The sequence below is a fragment of the Arthrobacter sp. MW3 TE3886 genome (genome assembly GCF_041262145.1).
In the GTDB taxonomy this organism is placed as follows: domain Bacteria; phylum Actinomycetota; class Actinomycetes; order Actinomycetales; family Micrococcaceae; genus Arthrobacter.
The window spans coordinates 3,347,904-3,370,133 of the sequence record NZ_JBGCAN010000001.1 but is presented as its reverse complement, the minus strand read 5'-3'; the positions used below and the strand labels follow the sequence as shown (position 1 = coordinate 3,370,133).

The 22,230-nt window shown below is 67.2% G+C and carries 16 protein-coding genes and 1 tRNA gene; 12 read left to right on the top strand and 5 right to left on the bottom strand.

The annotated features are described in order from the left end of the window. Positions 1-6 precede the first annotated feature (6 nt). Together ABH915_RS15310 and ABH915_RS15305 are read right to left on the bottom strand one after the other, a co-directional pair. Complete coding sequence (locus ABH915_RS15310) at positions 7-204, bottom strand: hypothetical protein (protein WP_370122835.1); 198 nt, start codon at positions 202-204, stop codon at positions 7-9. Between the two features lie 1,154 nt (positions 205-1,358). Further along, the gene (locus ABH915_RS15305; RefSeq protein WP_370122832.1) at positions 1,359-1,904 is read right to left on the bottom strand and encodes a hypothetical protein; all 546 of its coding nucleotides are present in this window, start codon (positions 1,902-1,904) and stop codon (positions 1,359-1,361) included. 263 nt (positions 1,905-2,167) lie between these two features. Here ABH915_RS15305 and ABH915_RS15300 point away from each other — a divergent pair, with 263 nt between their 5' ends. Further along, entirely contained in the window at positions 2,168-2,767 is a 600-nt protein-coding gene (locus tag ABH915_RS15300; protein ID WP_370122829.1) for a hypothetical protein, read from the top strand. A gap of 479 nt (positions 2,768-3,246) precedes the next feature. Here ABH915_RS15300 and ABH915_RS15295 read toward each other — a convergent pair. The 3 genes from ABH915_RS15295 to ABH915_RS15285 all read right to left on the bottom strand — a co-directional run bounded on the left by ABH915_RS15295 (position 3,247) and on the right by ABH915_RS15285 (position 5,740). After that, positions 3,247-3,322: transfer RNA gene (locus tag ABH915_RS15295), tRNA-Lys, on the bottom strand. A 116-nt stretch (positions 3,323-3,438) separates the two neighbouring features. Continuing rightward, positions 3,439-4,566: a sorbosone dehydrogenase family protein gene (locus ABH915_RS15290; protein ID WP_370122826.1), complete on the bottom strand. Its 1,128-nt coding sequence runs from the start codon at positions 4,564-4,566 to the stop codon at positions 3,439-3,441. 46 nt (positions 4,567-4,612) lie between these two features. Then, positions 4,613-5,740 (bottom strand): hypothetical protein, encoded by a 1,128-nt coding sequence (locus tag ABH915_RS15285; protein WP_370122823.1) that lies wholly within the window; start codon positions 5,738-5,740, stop codon positions 4,613-4,615. A 185-nt stretch (positions 5,741-5,925) separates the two neighbouring features. On the opposite strand from ABH915_RS15285, the gene ABH915_RS15280 reads away from it, so the two are divergent. The 11 genes from ABH915_RS15280 to ABH915_RS15230 all read left to right on the top strand — a co-directional run bounded on the left by ABH915_RS15280 (position 5,926) and on the right by ABH915_RS15230 (position 22,211). Then, a complete protein-coding gene (locus ABH915_RS15280; protein WP_370122820.1) occupies positions 5,926-6,864 on the top strand; it encodes a LysR family transcriptional regulator in 939 nt (312 codons plus the stop codon). A 129-nt stretch (positions 6,865-6,993) separates the two neighbouring features. Next, positions 6,994-8,715 (top strand): dihydroxy-acid dehydratase, encoded by a 1,722-nt coding sequence (ilvD, locus tag ABH915_RS15275; RefSeq protein ID WP_370122817.1) that lies wholly within the window; start codon positions 6,994-6,996, stop codon positions 8,713-8,715. 454 nt (positions 8,716-9,169) lie between these two features. Then, complete coding sequence (locus tag ABH915_RS15270) at positions 9,170-11,068, top strand: acetolactate synthase large subunit (RefSeq protein WP_018773532.1); 1,899 nt, start codon at positions 9,170-9,172, stop codon at positions 11,066-11,068. A 2-nt stretch (positions 11,069-11,070) separates the two neighbouring features. After that, positions 11,071-11,583, top strand: coding sequence for an acetolactate synthase small subunit (gene ilvN, locus ABH915_RS15265; protein WP_018773531.1), 513 nt, complete (start codon positions 11,071-11,073; stop codon positions 11,581-11,583). A 105-nt stretch (positions 11,584-11,688) separates the two neighbouring features. Then, positions 11,689-12,714, top strand: a complete 1,026-nt coding sequence (gene ilvC / locus ABH915_RS15260; protein WP_026538933.1) for a ketol-acid reductoisomerase — start codon at positions 11,689-11,691, stop codon at positions 12,712-12,714. Between the two features lie 128 nt (positions 12,715-12,842). Next, positions 12,843-14,438, top strand: coding sequence for a phosphoglycerate dehydrogenase (gene serA, locus ABH915_RS15255; protein WP_018773529.1), 1,596 nt, complete (start codon positions 12,843-12,845; stop codon positions 14,436-14,438). 205 nt (positions 14,439-14,643) lie between these two features. Continuing rightward, positions 14,644-17,430, top strand: a complete 2,787-nt coding sequence (locus ABH915_RS15250; RefSeq protein ID WP_370122811.1) for an ABC transporter permease — start codon at positions 14,644-14,646, stop codon at positions 17,428-17,430. Next, positions 17,427-18,194 carry an ABC transporter ATP-binding protein gene (locus tag ABH915_RS15245; protein WP_018773527.1) on the top strand — a complete coding sequence of 256 codons (768 nt, stop codon included), beginning with the start codon at positions 17,427-17,429 and terminating at the stop codon, positions 18,192-18,194. The genes ABH915_RS15250 and ABH915_RS15245 overlap by 4 nt, the downstream gene beginning before the upstream one ends. Positions 18,195-18,203: 9 nt before the next feature. Continuing rightward, positions 18,204-19,763: a methionine--tRNA ligase gene (metG, locus tag ABH915_RS15240; protein WP_370122808.1), complete on the top strand. Its 1,560-nt coding sequence runs from the start codon at positions 18,204-18,206 to the stop codon at positions 19,761-19,763. A gap of 132 nt (positions 19,764-19,895) precedes the next feature. Further along, positions 19,896-20,948 carry a 3-isopropylmalate dehydrogenase gene (locus ABH915_RS15235; protein WP_370122805.1) on the top strand — a complete coding sequence of 351 codons (1,053 nt, stop codon included), beginning with the start codon at positions 19,896-19,898 and terminating at the stop codon, positions 20,946-20,948. A 150-nt stretch (positions 20,949-21,098) separates the two neighbouring features. Continuing rightward, the gene (locus ABH915_RS15230) at positions 21,099-22,211 is read left to right on the top strand and encodes a branched-chain amino acid aminotransferase (protein ID WP_026538929.1); all 1,113 of its coding nucleotides are present in this window, start codon (positions 21,099-21,101) and stop codon (positions 22,209-22,211) included. Positions 22,212-22,230 lie beyond the last annotated feature (19 nt).

The following is a 22,230-nucleotide window of genomic DNA, read 5'->3' as shown; positions in this document are numbered from 1 at the left end:
GCGGCGTCAGCGGCGGTGACCGGTGTTGTCGAGGCCGACGAAATGCGAGAGGCCAACGGTCCTCCCGTGCTTGAGATCCCTGAGGGCCCGTTCCGATTCCGGGTCCGAGCCGGTGCGCATGCGTAAGGACTTTTGCCGCAGGTCACGGATCGTGGTCGCCATTACGATGAGAACGGCAACAATGCCCAGGATGAGCAACTCCATGATTCCCCCATTGGTCGCAGTGGTGCATTGGATGGAGTCTAACCGCGGCCCGTGCCGGCGGGAAGGCCGGCCGACGGCGCAGACCCGTCCGCTGGAACCCCGGGGCCAGCCTGCCGCCCGGGAGCAAAGTGCAGTCCGGAAGTATCGACGCGCCAGCGGATCGGGAGGACGATTAATAGGCAATCACCATGAAGGAGGTCAGTTATGTGCTATTCGTACAACAGGGATTCCTGGCGGGATACCAGTAAGGATGCCGCAAAGGAATCTGAGGATCGCCCGGAGACCCGGGCGAAGGCGCCGGAATTCAGGTTCTGGGCCTTCCCTCGCCGCAGCAAGGAGTTCACGGTCGAAGAGCCGGAGAAGGTGCGCGACCGGTCCCGCGAGAAGGTCTGATAAATCGATGTGCATGAGGCGGCCGCTGAACCACACAGTTCACTGTGACGGTTCGGCGGCCGTTTCATGGCCGGGCGGGCCGGCGGAGGCCAATGGCCGCGGAGAGGCCTATGAGCAGGCCGCTGAGCGCCAGCAGTAATCCTCCGGCGAGACCGCCTTGCCCGTCGGGTCCGGGACCAACCCGGCCCCGACCGGCCGCCGCTCCGGAAGGATTCGCCGTTGAGGGCACTGAGCCTTGGCCCGGATCAGGTGATTGGGGCGCGGGCGTGCCCGCCGTGGCTGGGGCCGGAACGGCACCCGTGGCCGGTGAGGTGGGGGCTCCGTGGCTTTCGGAGGGGGCGGTGTCCGGCGTCGGCGGAGCCGCGACCTGCCCGGGAACCTGGCCTTGAGACGGCGGCTGTGACGGCGGTTGGGACGGTGCGGGGTCCGACGGCGGCGCTGCATTGCCCGGGGCAGTCGGGCTGGGCGTCGGGGAAGCGGACGGTGGGCCGGGCGTCGGCGAGGCGGGGCAGATCTTCACGGGAAGAAGGCCGGCTGGCTTACAGGGCCCGGCCGCCGCGGGCAACGCAAGGGCTAACGGCGAGGCCGCGAGCAGCAGGGCCACGGCGGATGCGTACGAGGCCTTCCGGATGGAGTTCATCCTCACCATCGTAGGGTTCAACCGCCGGCAGCCAGGGAATCCCGGCCCGGCGCGGCTCCCTTGCAGCGCCCTCAAGCGCTCGTCTTCGTTGCGTTCTTAACGGGGGCAGTCGTCCGGTGGCTCACTGGCCCGTGACTTTGATTCCGGCGACCGCTCCGGTCCAGGCGCCGGTCGGGTCCGGGCGGGTCAACTGGGCACTGACGTAGCCCTTCTGCAGTTGGACGACCTGCGATTGGGTTCGCGAGCAATCGACCTCCAACACCGCGTGCTCTGTTCCGGCCGGCGAGTTCTGGGAGAGGTAGATCTGGGCATGGGGGATGCCCACGCAGGCCGCGGTGACTGTGTGCGGACCGGCGACCGTCACCGTTGCGGCTTTGGTGAAGCCAACCCCTGGCCCGTCCGCCGGACCGGCGTCGGAGAGGAGCGCGGACCCTGGCGCCACGGCCAGACGCTTATGCAGTTCGGCGTAGTTGCTCGCTTCCACGCCCAGAACCCCCGGATCCTTCGTCGGGGCGGCGGGCGACGGCCGGTGGCTTTGCCCGGCCGCCGTCGGCCGCGGATCGCCGTCGTCCTCGTAGGCGCAGGCGGCCACGCCGCCGGCCAGAAGCATGCCAACAATGAGTCCCGCAGCGACGCGGACTGTTTTCGTTCCCCCAGGTCCAGACATGGGCCGAGTCTACGGTCAGTCCTCTGAATTACAAGTCATCCCGGCCCGGCGGGCAGGCGCCTGCGGATACCTCCTCCATGCCCGCGGACGACGACACCGCGTGGCCCCGCCCTGCGACCCGAACAACATGTCTGCACATGGTCAAGTTACCTCGCTGAGGAGTGCGGAGTTCCGAGCCCCGACGGACTGCACTTCCCGTCATGGCCTAATCCGCAAGCCGCATGTAATCTGACTTCGAATCGCTCGCAACGTAATGGGAAACCTTGACTGAGAACATCCCGGCCGTCCCGCCAGTACCGCCGTATGCCCAGACGCCGCCCCACCCGCGGCAGGGGCAGTTCGGTCCCGTCCCGGGCAACGAGCCGCCTCTCGCTGCACCCCAGACCTACGCTCCGCCGTACGGCCAGCAGCCGTACCCGTACCAGGCTCAGCAGCCCTATTCGGCCTACCCGCCGGCACCGCCGCTGCAGTATTCACCGGACGGCAGATGGACGTCCACGCCGGCTTCGAGGTCCTCTGGATACCGTATCGCGGCAGGCACCACGTCGATCGTGCTGGGCGCCTGGCTGTTCCTGCAATTTCTGGTCGGAGTATCCCAAGGACTCGGTTTCCTGGCCTTCCTTTCACTCGTCGCTGCGGGCGGGACGCTCACGGCTGGCATTGTGCTGTTGGCCAAACAGCGGGGCTGGGAGAGGGGCGCGCCCGTCACCGTGATGAGCTTCGCAGGGTTCGCCCTCTTTGTCGGTGTCCTCCACCTTGCCGGCCGATCCGGTGTCGGCATGTTCTTCTTCAACTTCCTGCTGTCAGTTCCGGTTCTGATCGTCATGGGCATCGGGTTATCCCGGGAATCAGGCGACACCTGACTAATCACTTTGTGGCCGGCCTGACCTCCACGACGAAACTCATCCGGTTCGCCCCAGCCAGGGCTGGTTGACGTCAGCCAACTAGGGATCCTCGCTGATCACAAAGGGCCGCCCGCTGCACCATCGCGCCGCCTTGAACGCAACTTGAACGCGATTCCCACTGCAACTATGACCACCAGGGAACCAGCAAGAACGGACCGTCCGGCTCCAGGATCTGGGACCGCAATGATCGTTGCGGCTATGAAGAGGAGCACGGAAGAGTCAACGCTTTTCAGATCGTCGCACCGGTCTCATGTTGAGGATAAAACCGCCTGGATGGCACTTGTCTGGGCTGTCCAGGGGCAGGTTGCAGCCGTGGGCGCCCTCCGAACCCGTTCCGATGCAACGGGTGTGCTGCGTCCGCATCCCCCAGAGCCATACGGAGCAAAACAAAACCCCGCCTCTGCCAGCCGCTAGGCCAGTAAAGACGGGGTTTTCGTTGGTGCACCCCCCGGGACTCGAACCCGGAACCCATTGATTAAGAGTCAATTGCTCTGCCAGTTGAGCTAGAGGTGCATCTGTTGTTTTCGTTCACCGGGGCTTTTTATTTCCCGCGTTGTTCTCCGCAACGACATGAAACTCTACACGAGATTGGCTGTCGTGTGAAATCGAGCGGCTCGGGAAGGTCCACGTCAGCCGGGGAGGTTCAAAATCAGCGCGAAATCAGGGTTTTGGCCGTTACTGAGGAGCCATAGGCGGCCGTCAGGAGCGAGGGAAACGTTGCGCACCCGGCCATACTTTCCTGTGAAATAGCTCACAGGATCTCCGGCGAATTCGCCGTTGAGGGGTACAACCCAGAGTCTTTGACCGCGAAGGGCGCCCAGATAGGCAATGCTGCCGACAATTTCGAGTCCGCTGGGGGAGGACTCCGCCGTCGACGGCCACACCACTTTGGCGTCCAGGAGGCCGGGGCGGTGAGGGGCGCCCGTCACCTCGGGCCAGCCGTAGTTGCCGCCCGGCACGATCAGGTTGAGCTCGTCGTTGACGTCGGGGCCGAATTCGCTGGCCCACAGCCGGCCCGCGCTGTCCCAGGCCAGTCCCTGGACGTTCCTGTGGCCAAAGCTGTAGACCGGGTTGTCGCCGAACGGGTTTCCCGGCGCCGGCCGGCCATCCGGAGTGAGGCGGAGAATCTTCCCGCCCAGTGCCGCGCGGTCCTGCGGCTGCTCCCGGCGCTGGGAGTCGCCGGTCCCCACATACAGGAAGCCGTCGGGCCCAAAGCGGATCCGGCCGCCGTTGTGCGTGCCGGCCTTGGAAATACCGGTGAAAACCGGTTCCAGGGCGCCGAGCTCCAGCCGGCCGCCACGTTCCTCCAGCCGCATGCGGGCGATTCTGTTGTCCGCCGCCGCGGTGAAGTAGGCGTAGAGGTACCGGTCCGACGCGAAGTCGGGGGAAAGGGCCAGGCCCAGGAGGCCGCCTTCGCCGCCGGGAACGACGCCGGGCACTTTGCCGACCGTACCCAGCTGCCCGTCTTTGATGGTCCTGAGCAGTGCGGTGTCGCGCTCGGAGATGACCGCGGTGCCGTCGGGTAGATGGACCGTGGACCACGGCAGCTGCAGCCCGCTGACCCGCCCCGCAACCGTGGGCTCACCCGCTGCCCCGGCCGTAGCTGTTGCGCCGGTGGCAGTGCGGTCTCCCGGCTGAACCACGGGCGAGGTTGAGCCGCCGGTACAGGCACCCAAGCAAAACAGGGCAACGGCCAGCGCGGTGGCCCGGGCCGCTGCCCTGCCAACGAAGCGCCTGCCGGTAAAACGGGGGAGCATCAACGGACGCGATGGGAAGGCGTGGGCCGACGGCCCGGGCCGCCGGCTACTGCCGTGTCCGGCGCGGCGGCCGAAACCCGGCCGCTTCGGCGTGGGCCGGGGAGGCAAACCACACCTCAGCCCGGGTTTCGTCGTACGCCGGGCTGGTCTCGTCGTGGTAGATCATCGACGAGGCATTGCCCTTGACGGTGAAACCCTCCGGGCCGCTTCCGTCCGCGGCCGGAGCCGCTGACCCCTCCCCGTAGGGCTGCTCAGTGGCCAAATGGCCGGTGGGCTCGGCTGTTTGGCTGGCGGAGGCCCCGGCCGTCGCTGGCGAGGCTGCCGTCTGCGTCGTTTCCGGCTCAGCGAGATCCGCGGGCATCGCTGTGCCAGTCCCGGCGTCGGGTGCCGCGGGCATCGCCGTGCCAGTGCCAGTGCCAGAGGCGGGGACGGTGCCGGCGCCAGTGCTGGTTGTAGTGGCCGTGCCGGTTGCTGTGTCCTCGTCGTCGACCGGTTCCGCGGCTGCCGATTCCGCCCCGGGCAGAGTCGGCGCGTGGGGCTCAGTGTATTCGGGGTGGTGGACGGGCAGGCCCGCCGCTCCGGTCTCCGCAGCCGCGCCAAGCTCGGCGGCCGTCACAGCGTGCGCACCGCGGGCCGGCTCGACGTGGGCCGCGGCAGCGTGCGTCTCCGCCGGCGGGGCGGTCTCGGACCACTGGGTCTCCCACTCGGCATTGCCCGTTGCTCCCGCTGCCTCTGGGGCCGCCTTGGCGCCCGGCTCGACTGTCGGGCTCGCGGCGGCCGCTGCGGGCTCGGGCGCCTCGGGGGCGGCCGTGTCCTCCCTGGCAGGTGCGTCCGGCTCAGGTGCAGATGCTGCATTGGGCGCGGCCATCGCTGCGGCACCGGCGGCCGCCGTCGGACCCGCGGCCCCGGCCGCTGTCGGGCCTGCCATCGCTGCCGTGCCCGCCGCCGTCGGACTGGCCGCCGAACCACTCGGCGCCGTCGGACTGGCTGCCGCCGCATCAGACACCGCCGTCGAACCGGCAGGCGTGCCAGAAGAGATGCCGGCAGAAGTGCCGGAGCTGGTGCCTGCGGCGGATGAGGAATCTGCGCCCGGGCGGCTCTTGTTACGGTTCAGCAGCCGCCAAACCACAGCGACCACCACGATGATGACGACGAGCCAGACGATCCAGTCCATAGCAGAGCCTTTCAGTCCGTATTCAGCCCATGAGACATGGTTGCCGATGCTTGACGTTACGTCCGGGCAAAGCCGGCTGTCCACCCTCCCGGCGGCCAAATGCCGGGCATCCCTGGAGCGGATCTCCGGCCTGGTGAGCGGCCCCGAACCGGAATCAAACCCGGCCCGGCGTGTAGCCTCGCCTCATGGATTTCAAGCGACTGCAGATTCTGCGCGAACTCGCCGGCCGCGGGACCGTGGGCGCCACGGCCGAGGCCATGAAGGTCACGCCATCGGCAGTGTCGCAGCAGCTGAAGACCCTGCAGGAGGAACTGGGCGTCGTCCTGGTGGAGAAGTCCGGCAGGGGAGTGCGCCTTACCGAGGCAGGACTGGCCATGGCCGGCGCCGCCGCCGACGTCTCGACGGCCATGGCGCGGGCGGAAGCAACCATCGACACGTACCGGCGCGGCTGGCAGACGCGGGTGCTGGCAGCCTTCTTTCCCAGCGCCGCGGAGATGTTCCTGCCGGGCATGCTCCACCGGGTCAAGGCCGTCGAGGGGCTCCGGTTCGAGGCGCACTTCGAGGACCCGGGCGTTGCCGGGTTCGCCGGGCTGACCGCGGACTACGACATCGTCCTGGCGCACAGCGTCGACGGTCCGGAAGTCTTCGGCGGCCAGGGCCTGACGGTGGTGCCGCTGCTGGACGAACCCTTGGATGTGGCCTTGCCGGCCGGGCACGCTTTGGCCGGCAAAGCCACACTGTGCGCCGAGGACGTCGTCGGCTTTCCGTGGATGGGAGTCCCCGAGGGCTTTCCCTTCGACACCGTGCTGCGCCAGATCGAGGTACGGGCCGACGCGCAGGCCGTCCGGGCCCAGCAGTTCCCGGATCTGCGGGTCCTGGAGGCCCTGGTCAGCGCCGGGCACGGGCTTAGCCTGCTGCCGCGGTACACGGCGGTCAGCAACCAGGGCCGGGGGTTCGTCCTGCGCCCGCTCGAGGGCGTGAAGGCCAGCCGGAGCATCGTGGCGCTGGCCCGTCCGGACGTCGCGGCCCGGACCACCATCCAGCAGGTCCTGGCGATGCTCAAGGCCGAGGCCCAGGGTGTCGCCGAGGCCCCGGAACTGCGTGACGCGGCTCACGGGGCCTAAGGCAAACCACGCCCCGGTGTCATTATGTGAGACGAGAGTCCACTATTTGATCGAAATATTCCCGGTTTTCCGCTTAACGCTCCGTTCTTGGGTCGTTGGCGCCTGTGGCAGAGCCCTAGACTTTGAGCCATGAGTCAGGACACCCAAACAGCAGCAGACACAAAGCCGGACATCAAGCCCCGCAGCCGGGTCGTTACCGATGGAATCCACGCCGCCCCCGCGCGCGGCATGTTCCGGGCGGTCGGCATGGGCGACGACGACTTCGCCAAGCCGCAGATCGGCGTGGCGAGCTCGTGGAACGAGATCACCCCCTGCAACCTTTCGTTGAACCGGCTCGCCCAGGGCGCCAAGGAAGGCGTCCACGCCGGCGGCGGGTTCCCCATGCAGTTCGGCACCATCTCCGTCTCGGACGGCATCTCCATGGGCCACGAGGGCATGCACTTCTCCCTGGTGTCCCGTGAAGTCATCGCCGACTCCGTCGAGACGGTCATGCAGGCCGAGCGGATCGACGGCTCCGTACTCCTGGCCGGTTGCGACAAGTCGCTGCCCGGCATGCTGATGGCCGCGGCCCGCCTGGACTTGGCTGCCGTGTTCCTCTACGCCGGCTCCATCATGCCCGGCTGGGTCAAGCTCGAAGACGGCTCAGAAAAGGAAGTCACCCTCATCGACGCGTTCGAGGCCGTCGGTGCGTGCGCCGCCGGAAAGATGAGCCGCGAGGACCTGGACCGCATCGAAAAGGCAATCTGCCCGGGCGAGGGCGCCTGCGGCGGCATGTACACCGCCAACACCATGGCCTGCATCGGCGAGGCCCTGGGCATGTCCCTGCCCGGCTCCGCCGCACCGCCCTCCGCGGACCGCCGCCGCGACGCCTTTGCGCACAAGTCCGGCGAAGCCGTGGTCAACCTGCTGCGCCTGGGCATCACCGCCCGCGACATCATGACGCGCAAGGCGTTCGAGAACGCGATCGCCGTCACCATGGCCTTCGGCGGTTCCACCAACGCCGTGCTGCACCTGCTCGCGATCGCCCGCGAGGCCGAAGTTGAGCTGACGCTGGAAGACTTCAACCGGATCGGCGACAAGATCCCGCACCTGGGCGACCTCAAGCCGTTCGGCCGCTACGTCATGACCGACGTCGACAAGATCGGCGGCGTGCCGGTCATCATGAAGGCACTGCTCGACGCCGGCCTGCTGCACGGTGACTGCCTCACCGTCACCGGCAAGACCGTGGCCGAGAACCTCGCCGCGATCAACCCGCCGGACCTGGACGGCAAGATCCTGCGCGCACTGGACAACCCGATCCACAAGACCGGCGGCATCACCATCCTGCACGGTTCGATGGCCCCGGAAGGCGCCGTCGTCAAGAGCGCCGGCTTCGACGCCGACGTCTTCGAGGGCACGGCCCGCGTGTTCGAACGCGAACAGGGCGCGCTCGATGCCCTGGATAAGGGTGAGATCCACAAGGGCGACGTCGTCGTGATCCGCTACGAAGGCCCCAAGGGCGGCCCCGGCATGCGCGAGATGCTCGCCATCACCGGCGCCATCAAGGGCGCGGGCCTGGGCAAGGACGTCCTGCTGCTGACCGACGGACGGTTCTCCGGCGGAACCACCGGCCTGTGCATCGGCCACGTCGCGCCGGAAGCCGTCGACGGCGGCCCCATCGCGTTCGTCAAGGACGGTGACCGGATCCGCGTGGACATCGCGGCCCGCACCTTCGACCTTCTGGTCGACGGCGCCGAGCTCGAGACCCGCAAGGTCGGCTGGGAGCCGCTCCCGGCCAAGTTCACGAAGGGTGTGCTCGCCAAGTACGCCAAGCTCGTCCACAGCGCCTCCACGGGCGCGTACTGCGGCTGACGGGTAACGCTTACCCGGAGTGGACGGCGCTGGGCGCCGCCCACTCCGGGGCCCTCGGCGTTTCCCTTATTAAGCCCTGCCGCCGAAGTGGGCGGCTCGCCGTTCGGCGTCGGGGGCAAGGGGAAAACGAGGGTCCCAACCAGTGGACACCGTTGTCCAAATAGTGAGACGCGGGCCGGGCTCGTTGACACCCGTCTCACTCAGAGGGAAAACTGAACGCATGATCGAGATCGTTACAGCCGGAGTCACCGCAGTTGAGTGCCCTGCAGTCGAGAGCACTGCGGGTGTTTCCGTCGTACTTACCAAGCGCGTGGCTCAATAGCCTTCACTGGTAACGAACCGTCACGCGCAACCCCTCGAAGAGCCCGCCGGCTGAGGGGTTTTTTTATTTCCCGCACCACCAGAACAACCCAGTAGTTCCACGATCACCGAAGATCCACAAAGGAAGAGTCCGATGAGCAAAGGATCGCCGATCAGCCCCTCGCTGATGGCCACCAAGTCCGCTGGAGCCCACAAGGCTCCGGAACGCGTCGAACGTCCGGCTGACGCCGGCGTCGACTCTGCTGCCGTCTCTCCTGTCCTCGGACCGAACAACGTCGTACCCCCGACGGTTATGACCGGTTCGCAAGCAATTGTCCGCTCGCTCGAAGAACTCGGCGTCCAGGACATTTTCGGTTTGCCCGGTGGCGCGATCCTGCCCACCTACGACCCCTTGATGGCCTCCAAAATGAACCACGTTCTGGTCCGTCACGAACAGGGAGCCGGCCACGCCGCGCAAGGCTACGCCATGGTTACCGGACGGGTTGGCGTCTGCATCGCCACCTCGGGCCCGGGTGCCACCAACCTCGTTACCGCCATCATGGATGCCCACATGGACTCCGTGCCGATAGTGGCCATTACCGGCCAGGTCTCCAGCGGGGTGATCGGCACCGACGCCTTCCAGGAAGCGGACATCGTCGGGATCACCATGCCGATCACGAAGCACTCCTTCCTGGTCACGGACCCCAACGACATCCCGCATGTGATGGCCGAGGCGTTCCACCTGGCGTCCACCGGACGCCCGGGCCCGGTCCTCGTGGACGTCGCCAAGGACGCCCAGCAGGGCCAGATGACGTTCTCCTGGCCGCCCAAGATCGATCTCCCGGGATACCGGCCGGTGGTGCGCGGCCACAGCAAGCAGGTCCGCGAGGCCGCGCGGCTCATTTCCGCTGCCAGCAAGCCCGTGCTCTACGTCGGCGGCGGAGTGGTCAAGGCCCACGCCTCGGCCGAGCTGCGCGAACTGGCCGAGCTGACCGGCGCCCCCGTGGTCACCACCCTGATGGCCCGGGGCGTGTTCCCGGACTCGCACCCGCAGCACGTGGGCATGCCGGGCATGCACGGCACGGTTTCCGCCGTGACGGCCCTGCAGCAGTCTGACCTGTTGATCACCCTGGGCGCCCGGTTCGATGACCGCGTCACCGGCATCCTGAAGTCCTTTGCCCCGAACGCCAAGGTCATCCATGCCGACATCGATCCGGCGGAAATCTCCAAGAACCGCACGGCCGACGTCCCGATCGTCGGCTCGGTCAAGGAGATTATCCCGGAACTGACCGAGGCCCTGCGCACGCAGTTCGAAGCCTTCGGCACCCCGGACCTGACCGCCTGGTGGGCATTCCTTAACAACCTCAAGGAAACCTACCCGCTCGGCTGGACCGAACCCGAGGACGGCCTCAGCGCCCCGCAGCGCGTGATCGAACGCATCGGCGCCCTGACCGGACCCGAAGGCGTGTATGTCGCCGGCGTCGGACAGCACCAGATGTGGGCCTCGCAGTTCATCAAGTACGAACGCCCGCATGCCTGGCTCAACTCCGGCGGCGCCGGCACCATGGGCTACGCCGTGCCGGCGGCCATGGGCGCCAAAGTGGGCGAACCGGACCGCGTGGTCTGGGCGATCGACGGCGACGGCTGCTTCCAGATGACCAACCAGGAACTGGCCACCTGCGCGATCAACAAGATCCCCATCAAGGTTGCCATCATCAACAACTCCTCCCTGGGCATGGTCCGGCAGTGGCAGACCCTCTTCTACGAGGGCCGCTACTCCAACACCGACCTCAACACCGGACACGACACGGTCCGCATCCCGGACTTCGTCAAGCTGGCGGACGCCTACGGCTGCGCTGCCTTCCGGTGCGAACGCGACGAGGACATCGACGCCACCATCCAGAAGGCACTGGAGATCAATGACCGCCCGGTGGTCATCGACTTCGTCGTGAGCCCCAACTCGATGGTGTGGCCGATGGTCCCCGCGGGGGTCAGCAACGACCAGATCCAGGTTGCCCGCAACATGACCCCGGAATGGGAAGAGGAGGACTGAACATGACCCGCCACACATTGTCCGTTCTGGTCGAAGACAAGCCCGGTGTGCTGACCCGCGTCGCCAGCCTCTTCGCCCGCCGGGCCTTCAATATCAATTCCCTGGCCGTCGGCCCCACCGAGGTCCCGGGCATGTCCCGGATGACCGTGGTGGTCGACGCCGATGGCGAGCTGATCGAACAGGTCACGAAACAGCTGAACAAGCTGGTCAACGTGATCAAGATCGTCGAGCTCACCTCCGAATCTTCCGTACAGCGTGACCACATCCTGGTCAAGGTACGTGCGGATGCCGCAACACGCCTGCAGGTCACCCAGGCTGCAGACCTGTTCCGCGCTTCAGTGGTCGACGTCTCCACAGAGTCGGTGGTCATTGAGGCAACGGGCCACCCCGAGAAGCTCACGGCACTCTTGTCAGTGCTTGAGCCATTCGGCATCCGCGAAATCGTGCAGTCCGGCACCTTGGCCGTTGGGCGGGGATCCCGCTCCATGAGTGACAGGGCACTCCGCAGCGCGTAAGACCGCGTAAGACCGCGCAAAAAACCGCGCAGGCGGAGCCGCCCCGTTGTACCGCAGCACCACAGACAATATCTACGAAGAATCCACTCAAAAGGAGACACCCCAGTGACTGAAATGTTTTACGACGACGACGCCGACCTGTCGATCATCCAGGGCCGCACCGTCGCCGTCATCGGTTACGGCTCCCAGGGCCACGCCCACGCCCTCAGCTTGCGCGATTCCGGCGTTGACGTCCGCGTCGGCCTGAAGGAAGGCTCGAAGTCCCGCGCCAAGGCCGAGGCCGAGGGCCTGCGGGTCCTGAACGTTGCCGACGCCGTCGCCGAGGCCGACCTCATCATGGTCCTGACCCCGGACCAGGTGCAGCGCCACGTTTACGCCGAGGACATCGCCCCGAACCTGCAGCCGGGCGACGCCCTGTTCTTCGGCCACGGCTTCAACATCCGCTACGGATACATCCAGCCGCCGGCCGACGTCGACGTCGCCCTCGTCGCCCCCAAGGGCCCGGGCCACATCGTGCGCCGCGAGTTCGAAGCCGGTCGCGGCGTGCCGGACCTGATCGCCGTCGAGCAGAACCCGTCGGGCAAGGCCAAGGAACTGGCCCTGTCCTACGCCAAGGCGATCGGCGGCACCCGTGCTGGCGTCATCGAGACCACCTTCACCGAAGAGACCGAAACCGACCTCTTCGGCGAGCAGGCTGTCCTTTGCGGCGGCGCCTCGCAGCTGATCCAGTACGGCTTCGAGACCCTCACCGAGGCCGGCTACAAGCCCGAGGTGGCCTACTTCGAGGTGCTGCACGAGCTCAAGCTGATCGTCGACCTCATGGTCGAGGGCGGCATCGCCAAGCAGCGCTGGAGCGTCTCGGACACTGCGGAATACGGCGACTACGTCTCCGGCCCCCGCGTCATCACCCCGCAGGTGAAGGAAAACATGAAGGCTGTCCTCGCGGACATCCAGGACGGCACCTTCGCCAAGCGCTTCATCGACGACCAGGACGCCGGCGCACCGGAGTTCAAGGCGCTGCGCAAGAAGGGTGAGGACCACCCGATCGAGGCCACCGGCCGCGAACTGCGCAAGCTGTTCTCCTGGATCAAGAACGAAGACGACTACACCGAAGGCTCAGTGGCCCGCTAGGCACTGCCCGGCAGGGGAGCCGGACACCAACATCTTGGGGTCCGGCTTCCCTGCTGTCCAGCACCACCCGCATCATCCGATTCACCAAAATCCCCACCAGATACACAAGAGAGCTAAAGAGGTCACCGGTGACAAGCACCAAACCTGTCGTACTCCTCGCTGAGGAACTTTCGCCCGCCACAGTCGAGGCCCTCGGCCCGGACTTTGAAATCCGCCAGACTGACGGCTCCGACCGTTCCCAGCTGCTCTCCGCGATCGCCGACGTCGACGCGATCCTGGTCCGCTCCGCCACCCAGCTGGACGCGGAGGCCATCGCCGCCGCCAAGAACCTCAAGGTCATCGCCCGCGCCGGCGTCGGCCTGGACAACGTGGACATCAAGGCGGCCACCCAGGCCGGCGTCATGGTGGTCAACGCGCCGACCTCCAACATCGTCTCCGCCGCCGAACTGACCGTCGGGCACATCCTGAGCCTCGCCCGCCACATCCCGCAGGCCAGCTCCGCCCTCAAGGACGGGGAGTGGAAGCGCTCCAAGTACACCGGCATCGAGCTCTTCGAGAAGAAGATCGGCATTATCGGCCTGGGCCGGATCGGCGCCCTGGTCGCGGCCCGCCTGAAGGGCTTCGACACCAAGATCCTCGCGTACGACCCCTACATCACCTCCGCCCGGGCCGCCCAGCTCGGCGTGCAGCTGGTGACGCTCGACGAGCTCCTGGCACAGTCGGACTTCATCACCATCCACATGCCCAAGACCCCGGAAACCGTCGGCATGCTCGGCGCCGAGGCCTTCAAGAAGATGAAGAGCACGGCGTACGTCGTCAACGTCGCCCGCGGCGGCCTGGTGGACGAGGAAGCCCTCTACACCGCGCTGCAGGCCGGTGACATCGCCGGCGCCGGCGTCGACGTCTTCTCCAAGGAACCCAGCACCGACCTGCCGTTCTTCAAACTCGACAACGTGGTGGTGACCCCGCACCTGGGCGCCTCCACCGATGAGGCCCAGGAAAAGGCCGGCGTATCCGTCGCCAAGTCTGTCCGCCTGGCCCTGGCCGGCGAACTGGTCCCCGACGCCGTCAACGTCGCCGGCGGCGTCATCGCCCCGGACGTCCGCCCCGGCATCCCGCTGATGGAAAAGCTGGGCCGCATCTTCACCGCGCTGACCCATGCCTCCCTCACCCAGTTCGACGTCGAGGTGGCCGGCGAGATCTCCTCGCTCGATGTCAAGGTCCTGGAACTCGCGGCGCTCAAGGGCATCTTCGCCGACGTCGTGACCGAGCAGGTCTCCTACGTCAACGCCCCCGTGATCGCCGAGCAGCGCGGCATCAACGTCCGGCTCATCACGACCCCGGACACCGAGTCGTACCGCAACGTCCTGACCCTGCGCGGCGCCCTCAGCGACGGCAGCCAGATCTCCGTCGCGGGAACCCTGACGGGCCCGAAGCAGATCCAGAAACTGGTCGGCGTCAACGGCTACGAGGTGGAAATCCCGATCAGCGAACACCTCGTGGTGGTGGCCTACACGGACCGCCCCGGCGTGATCGGCACGATCGGGCACATCCTGGGCATGAACAACATCAACATCGCCGGCATGCAGGTGGCACGCCAGGCAGAGGGCGGCCAAGTGCTGGCCCTGCTGACCATCGACAGTTCCGTTCCCCAGCAGGTCCTTGACGCGATCAAGGCCGGGATCGGCGCTGACATGGTCCGCGAGGTTGACCTCGAGGACTAAAGTCCTCCCCGCAGGGCCCCGGCGGCGGCATGACCGCCGCCGGCGGCCACAAGCGGCCGGCCGGTCTGCGTACAATGGCTAGGACCGAATTTCAGGTCTTGGCCGGCAGACCGGCCTTTACTTTTGCACGCCCGGCACGGGACGCCTTCAATTCCTCAGGAAATGAACTGCGGCGTGCGCACGCAATCCAGCTTTCAGGAGCCCAATGAACGCCGTCCAGAGGTTCATCAGAAGCAGAGTGCTTTTGCTGACCGCGTCCATTTTGATCGTGGCCATGTGCCTGTCCGTGCTCGTCCAGGGTCAGTCCCAGGCGGCGCTGAGCAGGACCGTGGACCAAAACTCCCGGGGGCTCTATGACGTCCTGGTGCAGGCCAAGGCGAAGGATGACGGCGGCCTGATGCAGCCGGACATCGCCACCGGCCAGGGCGGCATCAGCTTCGAGCAGCTGGAGTCGATCCGCAAGCTCTCCGGCACCTCGGTGGCCGCCCCCATCAGCCTGGTCTCGCGCGTGACGCAGAACCTGGAGTCGCCGCGGCTGGACGCCACCGACTACCTGGGCTTCAACGCGGGCCTCGCAGGTACCTCCGGCGACCCGACCGCCACGGACCCGAGCAAATGGCCGGCCGCGGAATCGGTGCTGAGCGACACTCCGAAGAAGTACCGCCTCACGGCCAGCGCCGTCAGCTCCGACGGCCAAGCGGACCAGACCCTGTTCAAAACCACGGCCGAGGGCTCCCTCGGTAAGGCGAAGCTGGTCGAGGAACAGGTTGAGGGCGGCAAGAACGTCCGCATCCAGGGCCCGGACGGCGAGACCGGCATCAAGTTCCCCACCCCGGCCGGCGGCTCCGAGCACAACCTCTTCAACCTCTCCGTTTCCCTGCCGATGGCTCCGCAGGTGACCGAGTCCGTGGTCGCCGTCGACCCCGTCTCCGAACGCGCGCTGCTCGGCACGGCCGGTGACTTCCTGTCCCCGCTGGAGAAGGCCCCGCCCGCGGACGCCCGCAACGCCGGCGCGATCGGCCGGCACTTCGAGAGCCTCTTCACCAACGGCATCAGCATGGACGAACTCAAGGAAGGCCCGGACTTCCTCGGCGTCAAGCTCAAGTACTGGGCACCGCTGATGACCCAGTACCAGCAGGCCAAGCGCGACGGCCAGCTCACCGACGATTCGCAGGCCATCCCGTTGATCGTGCGCTCGGGCACCGCCCTGGACCTGAAGTACTCGGTCAAAATCGAGGAAATCGACGACTCCGGCAACGTCACCAAGGACGTCGGCACCGTGACCCGCTCGCTGGACAAGGACTACCTGCCGTTCGTCTCCAAGTCCCCGTTCGCCCTCGCCTGGCCCGGGTCCAAGGACCTCTCCCAGCTCATGGGCGACACCGGATCCTTCAGCCAGGGCCTCTACAACCCGGCCACCTGGACCACCAACTTTGCCGCCGCCCCGACGTACAAGGACGGCGAAACCGCCGCCAACGGCGCAATGGACAAGAGCGCCACGCCCGGTGACTGGGTCACCGTGAACCGCTTGCCGGACAAGGCCGCCAACGGCGAAGCCGTCGACCAGACCCAGCGCGAGCCGGTAGACGAGCGCTCCTACCGCCAGAACCTGGAAACCGGCAAGAAGCTGGCCACGCCGCTGGCCATGGTTTACGGCACCTTCGACGCCGCGAACGTCAAGGAAGCTGCCGGCGACGTCAACCGGCTGCCCCTGGGCGGCTACGATCCCGCGCCGTTCACCCTGACCAAGGACGCGTCCGGCAAGGACGTCAACACCGAACTCAAGCCTTCGCTGAGCGCCACGGGCCTGGTCAGCCAGTCGGCCGGAGCCATCACCGACTACTACGGCCTCGCGGCCGCCCGCGGTTACGATACGAACGCCAACGTGATCGACGCCGTCCGGGTCCGCGCCAAGGTCCCCGGCAGCTGGAAGCAGGCGCAGCCGGAGGTGGAGAAACTCGCCAACGAGATCCGCGACATGGGCCTGCAGGCCACCGTGGTGGCCGGTTCGGCCCGCGAAGACGCCAGCATCGCCGTTCCCGGCTACTCCAAGGACGACGCCGGCAAGGAATCGCCGCTGGGCACCGTGCAGCAGTCGTGGGTCCGCCAGGACGCCGCGGACGCCGTGTCCGGCTCCCTGACCGCCACGAACCTGACCCTGCTGTTCCTGACCCTCTGCGGCGCCGCCCTCCTGACCGGCGCCTCCACCGTCAGCTACATCCGTAAACGGCGCAGCGAGGCCGGGACCCTCCGCGCCATGGGCTGGACCCAGCGCAAGATCCGTTCCTGGGTGCTGGCCGAATTCGGCGTCGGCGCCGCGCTGCTGGCCGTCGTCGGAATCGTCCTGAGCCTGATCAGCTGGAGCACCGCCACCGCGGTGGTCTCGGCGTCGGTCCTGGCGCTGTACGCCGGTGCGGCGTTCGTCGCCGCGCAGCAGCTGCGCCACCGCGACGTCGTGGACCAGGAGCCGCAACACGATGAACGGCTCATCGCGGTTGATTCCCCGCTGACCTTTGCCAACCGGCAGCTGAGCACGAACAAGTTCAACACCATCTCGCTGGCCGTTGCCGTCGGTGTCTTCGCCGCGGCCGTCGGCGGACTCGTCGCCCTGCTGATCGACATTCCGCGGGCCGCGGGCGCCAGCGCCCTCAGCGGGCTGGCCGCGGCCAGCATCGCCCTGCCCAGCATCATCCTTGGCGTGTCCGGCGTAGCCGTCGGCCTGCTGCTGACCATGGTCACCGGGCGCTTCGAGCTGCAGGCCAAGCGCCAGTACCTCGGCACGCTGCGGGCCATGGGCTGGAACCCGGACATGCTGGGTCAGGTCCGCTTCTTTGAAAACGCCATGGTGGGAACCGTCGCGCTGCCGCTGGGTGTTGTGGGCGCCCTCGGCATCGGCCTCCTCCTGGCCCCTTATGCCGCGCTGTGGGCCGCAATTGCCGGTCTCGTAGCTGTACTTTGCTGGATTCCGATTGCAACGAAAGTGGTCCAATGACTAACGAGCTGAACCTTGACCGGGAGGCACACGACCGGATGACCGCCAGCACCCGTCGCGGTGCGCACAAGACCCGCGCCAACACGATCGTGAAGGCCACGGACCACGCCACCCCGCTGGAACTGAGCAACATCACCATCCACTACGGCGGCGGCAAGGGCGGTGCCGAGGCCGTCAACGTCGTGGACGACTTCAACATGACGCTGCATGCCGGCGAAATGCACTGCGTCGCGGGCCGCTCCGGCTCGGGCAAGACCAGCATCCTGACCGTCGGCGCGGGGCTGACCCTGCCGACGTCGGGCCGGGTGTTCTGGGAAGGCGACTCGCTTGAGACCATGGGCGACGACGAGATCGCCGACCGCCGCCGGGCCCTGATCGGCTACGTTGATCAAGGCGGTGCCCTGATCGACGGGATGAGCGCGCTCGAGAACGTCCTGCTGCCGGCCGTGCCGGACGGTGAGGTCGAGAAGCGCCGCGACATGGCCAAGGACCTCCTGGACCTCGTGGGGCTGGGCCGGCGTATGCGACACCGCCCCGCGCAGCTTTCCGGCGGTGAACGCCAGCGCGTCGCGATCGCCCGGGCGCTCATCCTCGGCACCCGCGTCCTGGTGGTCGACGAGCCCACGGCCAGCCTGGACCGCGCCGCGGCCAACCGCATCATCAGCATCCTCAAGGACACCACCTCGGACGGCATTGCGGTGCTGGTGGCTTCACATGACCACGAACTGGTCCGCCAGAGCGATACCCTCACAGAACTGATCTAGATTTAGACCGTGACTTCAACTGACAAGACCCCGTTCTACATCACCACGGCCATCACGTACCCCAACGGGGTACCGCACATCGGCCATGCGTACGAGTACATCGCCACCGATGCGATGGCCCGGTTCAAGCGCCTGGACGGGTACGACGTCTTCTTCCTGACCGGCACCGACGAGCACGGCATGAAGATCGCCCAGGCCGCCGAGAAGGAGGGCGTCACGCCCAAGGAACTGGTGGACCGGAACGCCGAGATCTACAAGGCAGCGCACGCGGCCCTGGGGGTCTCGTACGACCGCTTCATCCGCACCACGGACGCCGACCACTACGCGGCGTCGCAGGCCATCTGGAAGAAGATGGAGGCCAACGGGGACATCTACCTGTCCAAGTACGAAGGCTGGTACTCGGTCCGCGACGAGGCGTTCTACGTCGAGGACGAGACCGTGGTCAAGGACGACGGGATCCGCTACTCGCGCGAATCCGACACCGAGGTCACCTGGACGGCCGAGGAGAGCTATTTCTTCCGGCTCTCCGCCTATCAGGACAAGCTGCTGGCGCTCTACGAGGCCCACCCCGAATTCGGTGCCCCGCAGTCCCGCTTCAACGAGGTCATCAGCTTCGTGCGGCGCGGGCTGGAGGACCTGTCCATCAGCCGCACCACGTTCGACTGGGGCGTTCCCGTGCCCGGCAACGACAAGCACGTCATGTACGTGTGGGTCGACGCGCTGACCAACTACCTCACCGGCGTCGGCTACCCGGACGTCGACTCGGACTCCTTCAAGAAGTTCTGGCCGGCCGACGTCCACGTGATCGGCAAGGACATCTCCCGCTTCCACGCCATCTACTGGCCGGCGTTCCTCATGAGCGCCGGCCTGGAGCTGCCGAAGCGGATCATGATCCACGGCTTCCTGCAGAACAACGGCGTCAAGATGTCCAAGTCGCTGGGCAACGTGGTGGCCCCCGCGGACTTCGTGGCCCAGTACGGCCTGGACCAGGTGCGCTACTTCTTCCTGCGCGAGGTCCCGTTCGGTGCGGACGGCAACTACAACCACGAGGCAATCGTGGGCCGGATGAACTCCGACCTCGCCAACAACTTCGGCAACCTGGCCCAGCGGTCGCTGTCCATGGTGGCCAAGAACTGTGAGGGCCGCGTGCCCGCGCCCGGCGCATTTTCCGCCGAGGACACCGCGATTCTGGCCCAGGCCAACGGACTGCTGGACACCGCCCGGGCCGCGTTTGAGAAGCAGGAGTTCAGCCGCGCGCTGGAGGCCATCTGGGCTGTCCTGGGCGACACCAACGCCTACTTCGCCGAGCAGGCCCCGTGGGTGCTGCGCAAGACCGACGTCGAACGCATGCACACGGTGCTCTACGTGACGCTCGAGGTGCTGCGGATCGTCGCGATCCTGGCCCAGCCGGTCATGCCGGTGGCGACGGCGGCGATCCTGCACACGCTCGGCCAGCCCGAAGGCGGGGCGCGCCAGTTCTCGGCCCTTGGCACGCCGATCGCCGCCGGCACGGAACTGCCCGCCCCGGCCCCGGTGTTCCCGAAGTACGAGGAACCAGCCGAGGCCTGAGCACTCACAGCCTGACGCCTCCGCACCCCCTGATCCGGGGGAGCGGGGGCGTTTTGCTGTTTCCGGGAAGAGTGGTGATCGAATAGTGAGACAACTTGACCAGAATGTGGATCACTTGGCTACCCTGAAAATATGAGCGCATCCACGATTGATCTGGCAGTCATCCCGGGCGACGGCATCGGCCCGGAGGTCACGGCCGAAGCCCTGAAGGTCCTTGAAAAGGCCGCGGCCGCGGAGGGGATCGTGCTCCAGCAGACCCACTACAAGCTGGGTGCGGAGCACTGGCTCGCGACGGGCGAGACCCTGCCGGCGGCCACCCTCGCCGATCTCCGCACCCGCGACGCCATTTTGTTCGGCGCCGTCGGGGCGGCGCCCGGCGACACCCGGATCCCCTCCGGAATCATCGAACGCGAACTCCTGCTCAAGCTGCGCTTCAGCCTGGACCACTTCGTCAACCTGCGCCCCTCCCGCCTGTACGCCGGCGTCGGCAGCCCGCTCGCGAACCCCGGCGAGGTCGACTTCATCGTGGTCCGCGAAGGTACCGAAGGCCCGTACGTGGGCAACGGCGGCACGCTGCGCGCCGGCACCCCCCACGAGGTGGCCACCGAAGTGTCCCTGAACACCGCCCACGGCGTGGAGCGCGTGGTCCGCGACGCGTTCCGCCGGGCCAACGACCGCCCCCGCAAGAAGCTCACCCTCGTGCACAAGCACAACGTCCTGGTCTTTGCCGGCCAGCTCTGGAAGCGCACGGTCGAGGCCGTGGCCCAGGAGTTCCCCGACGTCACGCACGACTACCTCCACGTCGACGCCGCCACGATTTTCATGGTCACCGATCCGGCCCGCTTCGACGTGATCGTCACCGACAACCTCTTCGGCGACATCATCACCGACCTCGCGGCGGCCGTGACCGGCGGGATCGGCCTCGCCGCGTCCGGCAACCTCAACATGGACCGCACCGCGCCGTCCATGTTCGAACCGGTCCACGGGTCCGCCCCGGACATTGCCGGCCAGCAGAAGGCCGACCCCACCGCGGCCATCCTCTCCGCGGCGCTCCTGCTCGACCACCTCGGCTTCGCCGGCGCCGCCCGGAAGATCGAGGCCGCCGTCACGGCCGACGTCGAAGCCCGCGACGGCGCCGTCCGCACCACCAGCGCGATCGGCGACGCCATCGCGGCGGCGCTGTAGGACCTGGCTGCATTTCCTGCACTGCATGCGCCGCCATCACCGCAAAACCGTGCTGCCAACGGGCGTAAGCTTGTTTCGAATCACCAATATGCTGCCGTGGTCCGAGGGTGAACCACGTTCCCACACCAGGCAGCCGATCGTGGAGGAACCATGACTCAGACTGCCCATGGCGTCGAATTCACCCAGCACCTGTCGGAGACCCCGAAGTCTGCTGAAGAGCGTGCCGCCATCCTGGCAAACCCGGGGTTCGGCGACTATTTCACCGACCACACCGCGATTGTGGACTACAGCGTCGACGCCGCCGGCAACGGCGGCTGGCACGACGCGCGGGTTGAGCCCTACGGCCCGATTTCCCTTGACCCGTCCGCCGCCGTGCTGCACTACGGCCAGGAGATCTTCGAGGGCCTCAAGGCCTACCGCCACGCCGACGGCTCGGTCTGGACGTTCCGGCCCGAGGCCAACGCCGCCCGGCTGAACAAGTCCGCCCGGCGCCTGGCCCTGCCCGAACTCCCGGAAGAATACTTCCTCGGCGCCATCCGCGAACTCGTCGCGGCCGACAAGGACTGGGTCCCCGCCGGCGACGGCGAAGCCCTGTACCTGCGGCCCTTCATGATCGCCACCGAGGCGTTCCTGGGCGTGCGGGCAGCGCGCGAGGTCTCCTTCCGCGTGATCGCCTCCCCGGCCGGCAACTACTTCGGCGGCGAACTCAAGCCCGTCTCCATCTGGATCTCGCGCGAATACGCCCGCGCCGGCCGCGGCGGAACAGGCGCCGCCAAGTGCGGCGGCAACTACGCCGCCTCGCTGATCGCCCAGCAGGAGGCCGAGGCCAACGGCTGCAAGCAGGTCCTCTTCCTGGACCAGTTCAACGACAACGCCGTCGAGGAACTCGGCGGCATGAACGTCTTCTTCGTCATGAAGGACGGCTCGCTCGTCACCCCCGCGCTCTCCGGCACCATCCTGGAGGGGATCACCCGGATGTCCGTGATCCAGGTGGCCCGGGACATGGGCCGGGAAGTCACCGAACGCAAGATCACCCTGGATGAGTGGCGCGACGGTGTTGCCTCCGGGGAAATTGCCGAGGTCTTCGCCTGCGGCACCGCCGCGGTCATCACCCCCATCGGCGTGCTCAAGGACGCCACCGAGTTCATCGGCTCCGAGGACGCCAAGGCGGGGGAGACCACCCTGGCCATCCGCGCCCAGCTGCTCGGGATCCAGACCGGCACCGTGGAGGACACCCACGGCTGGCTGACCCGCCTGGCGTAGCCACAGAATCCCGCGTAGC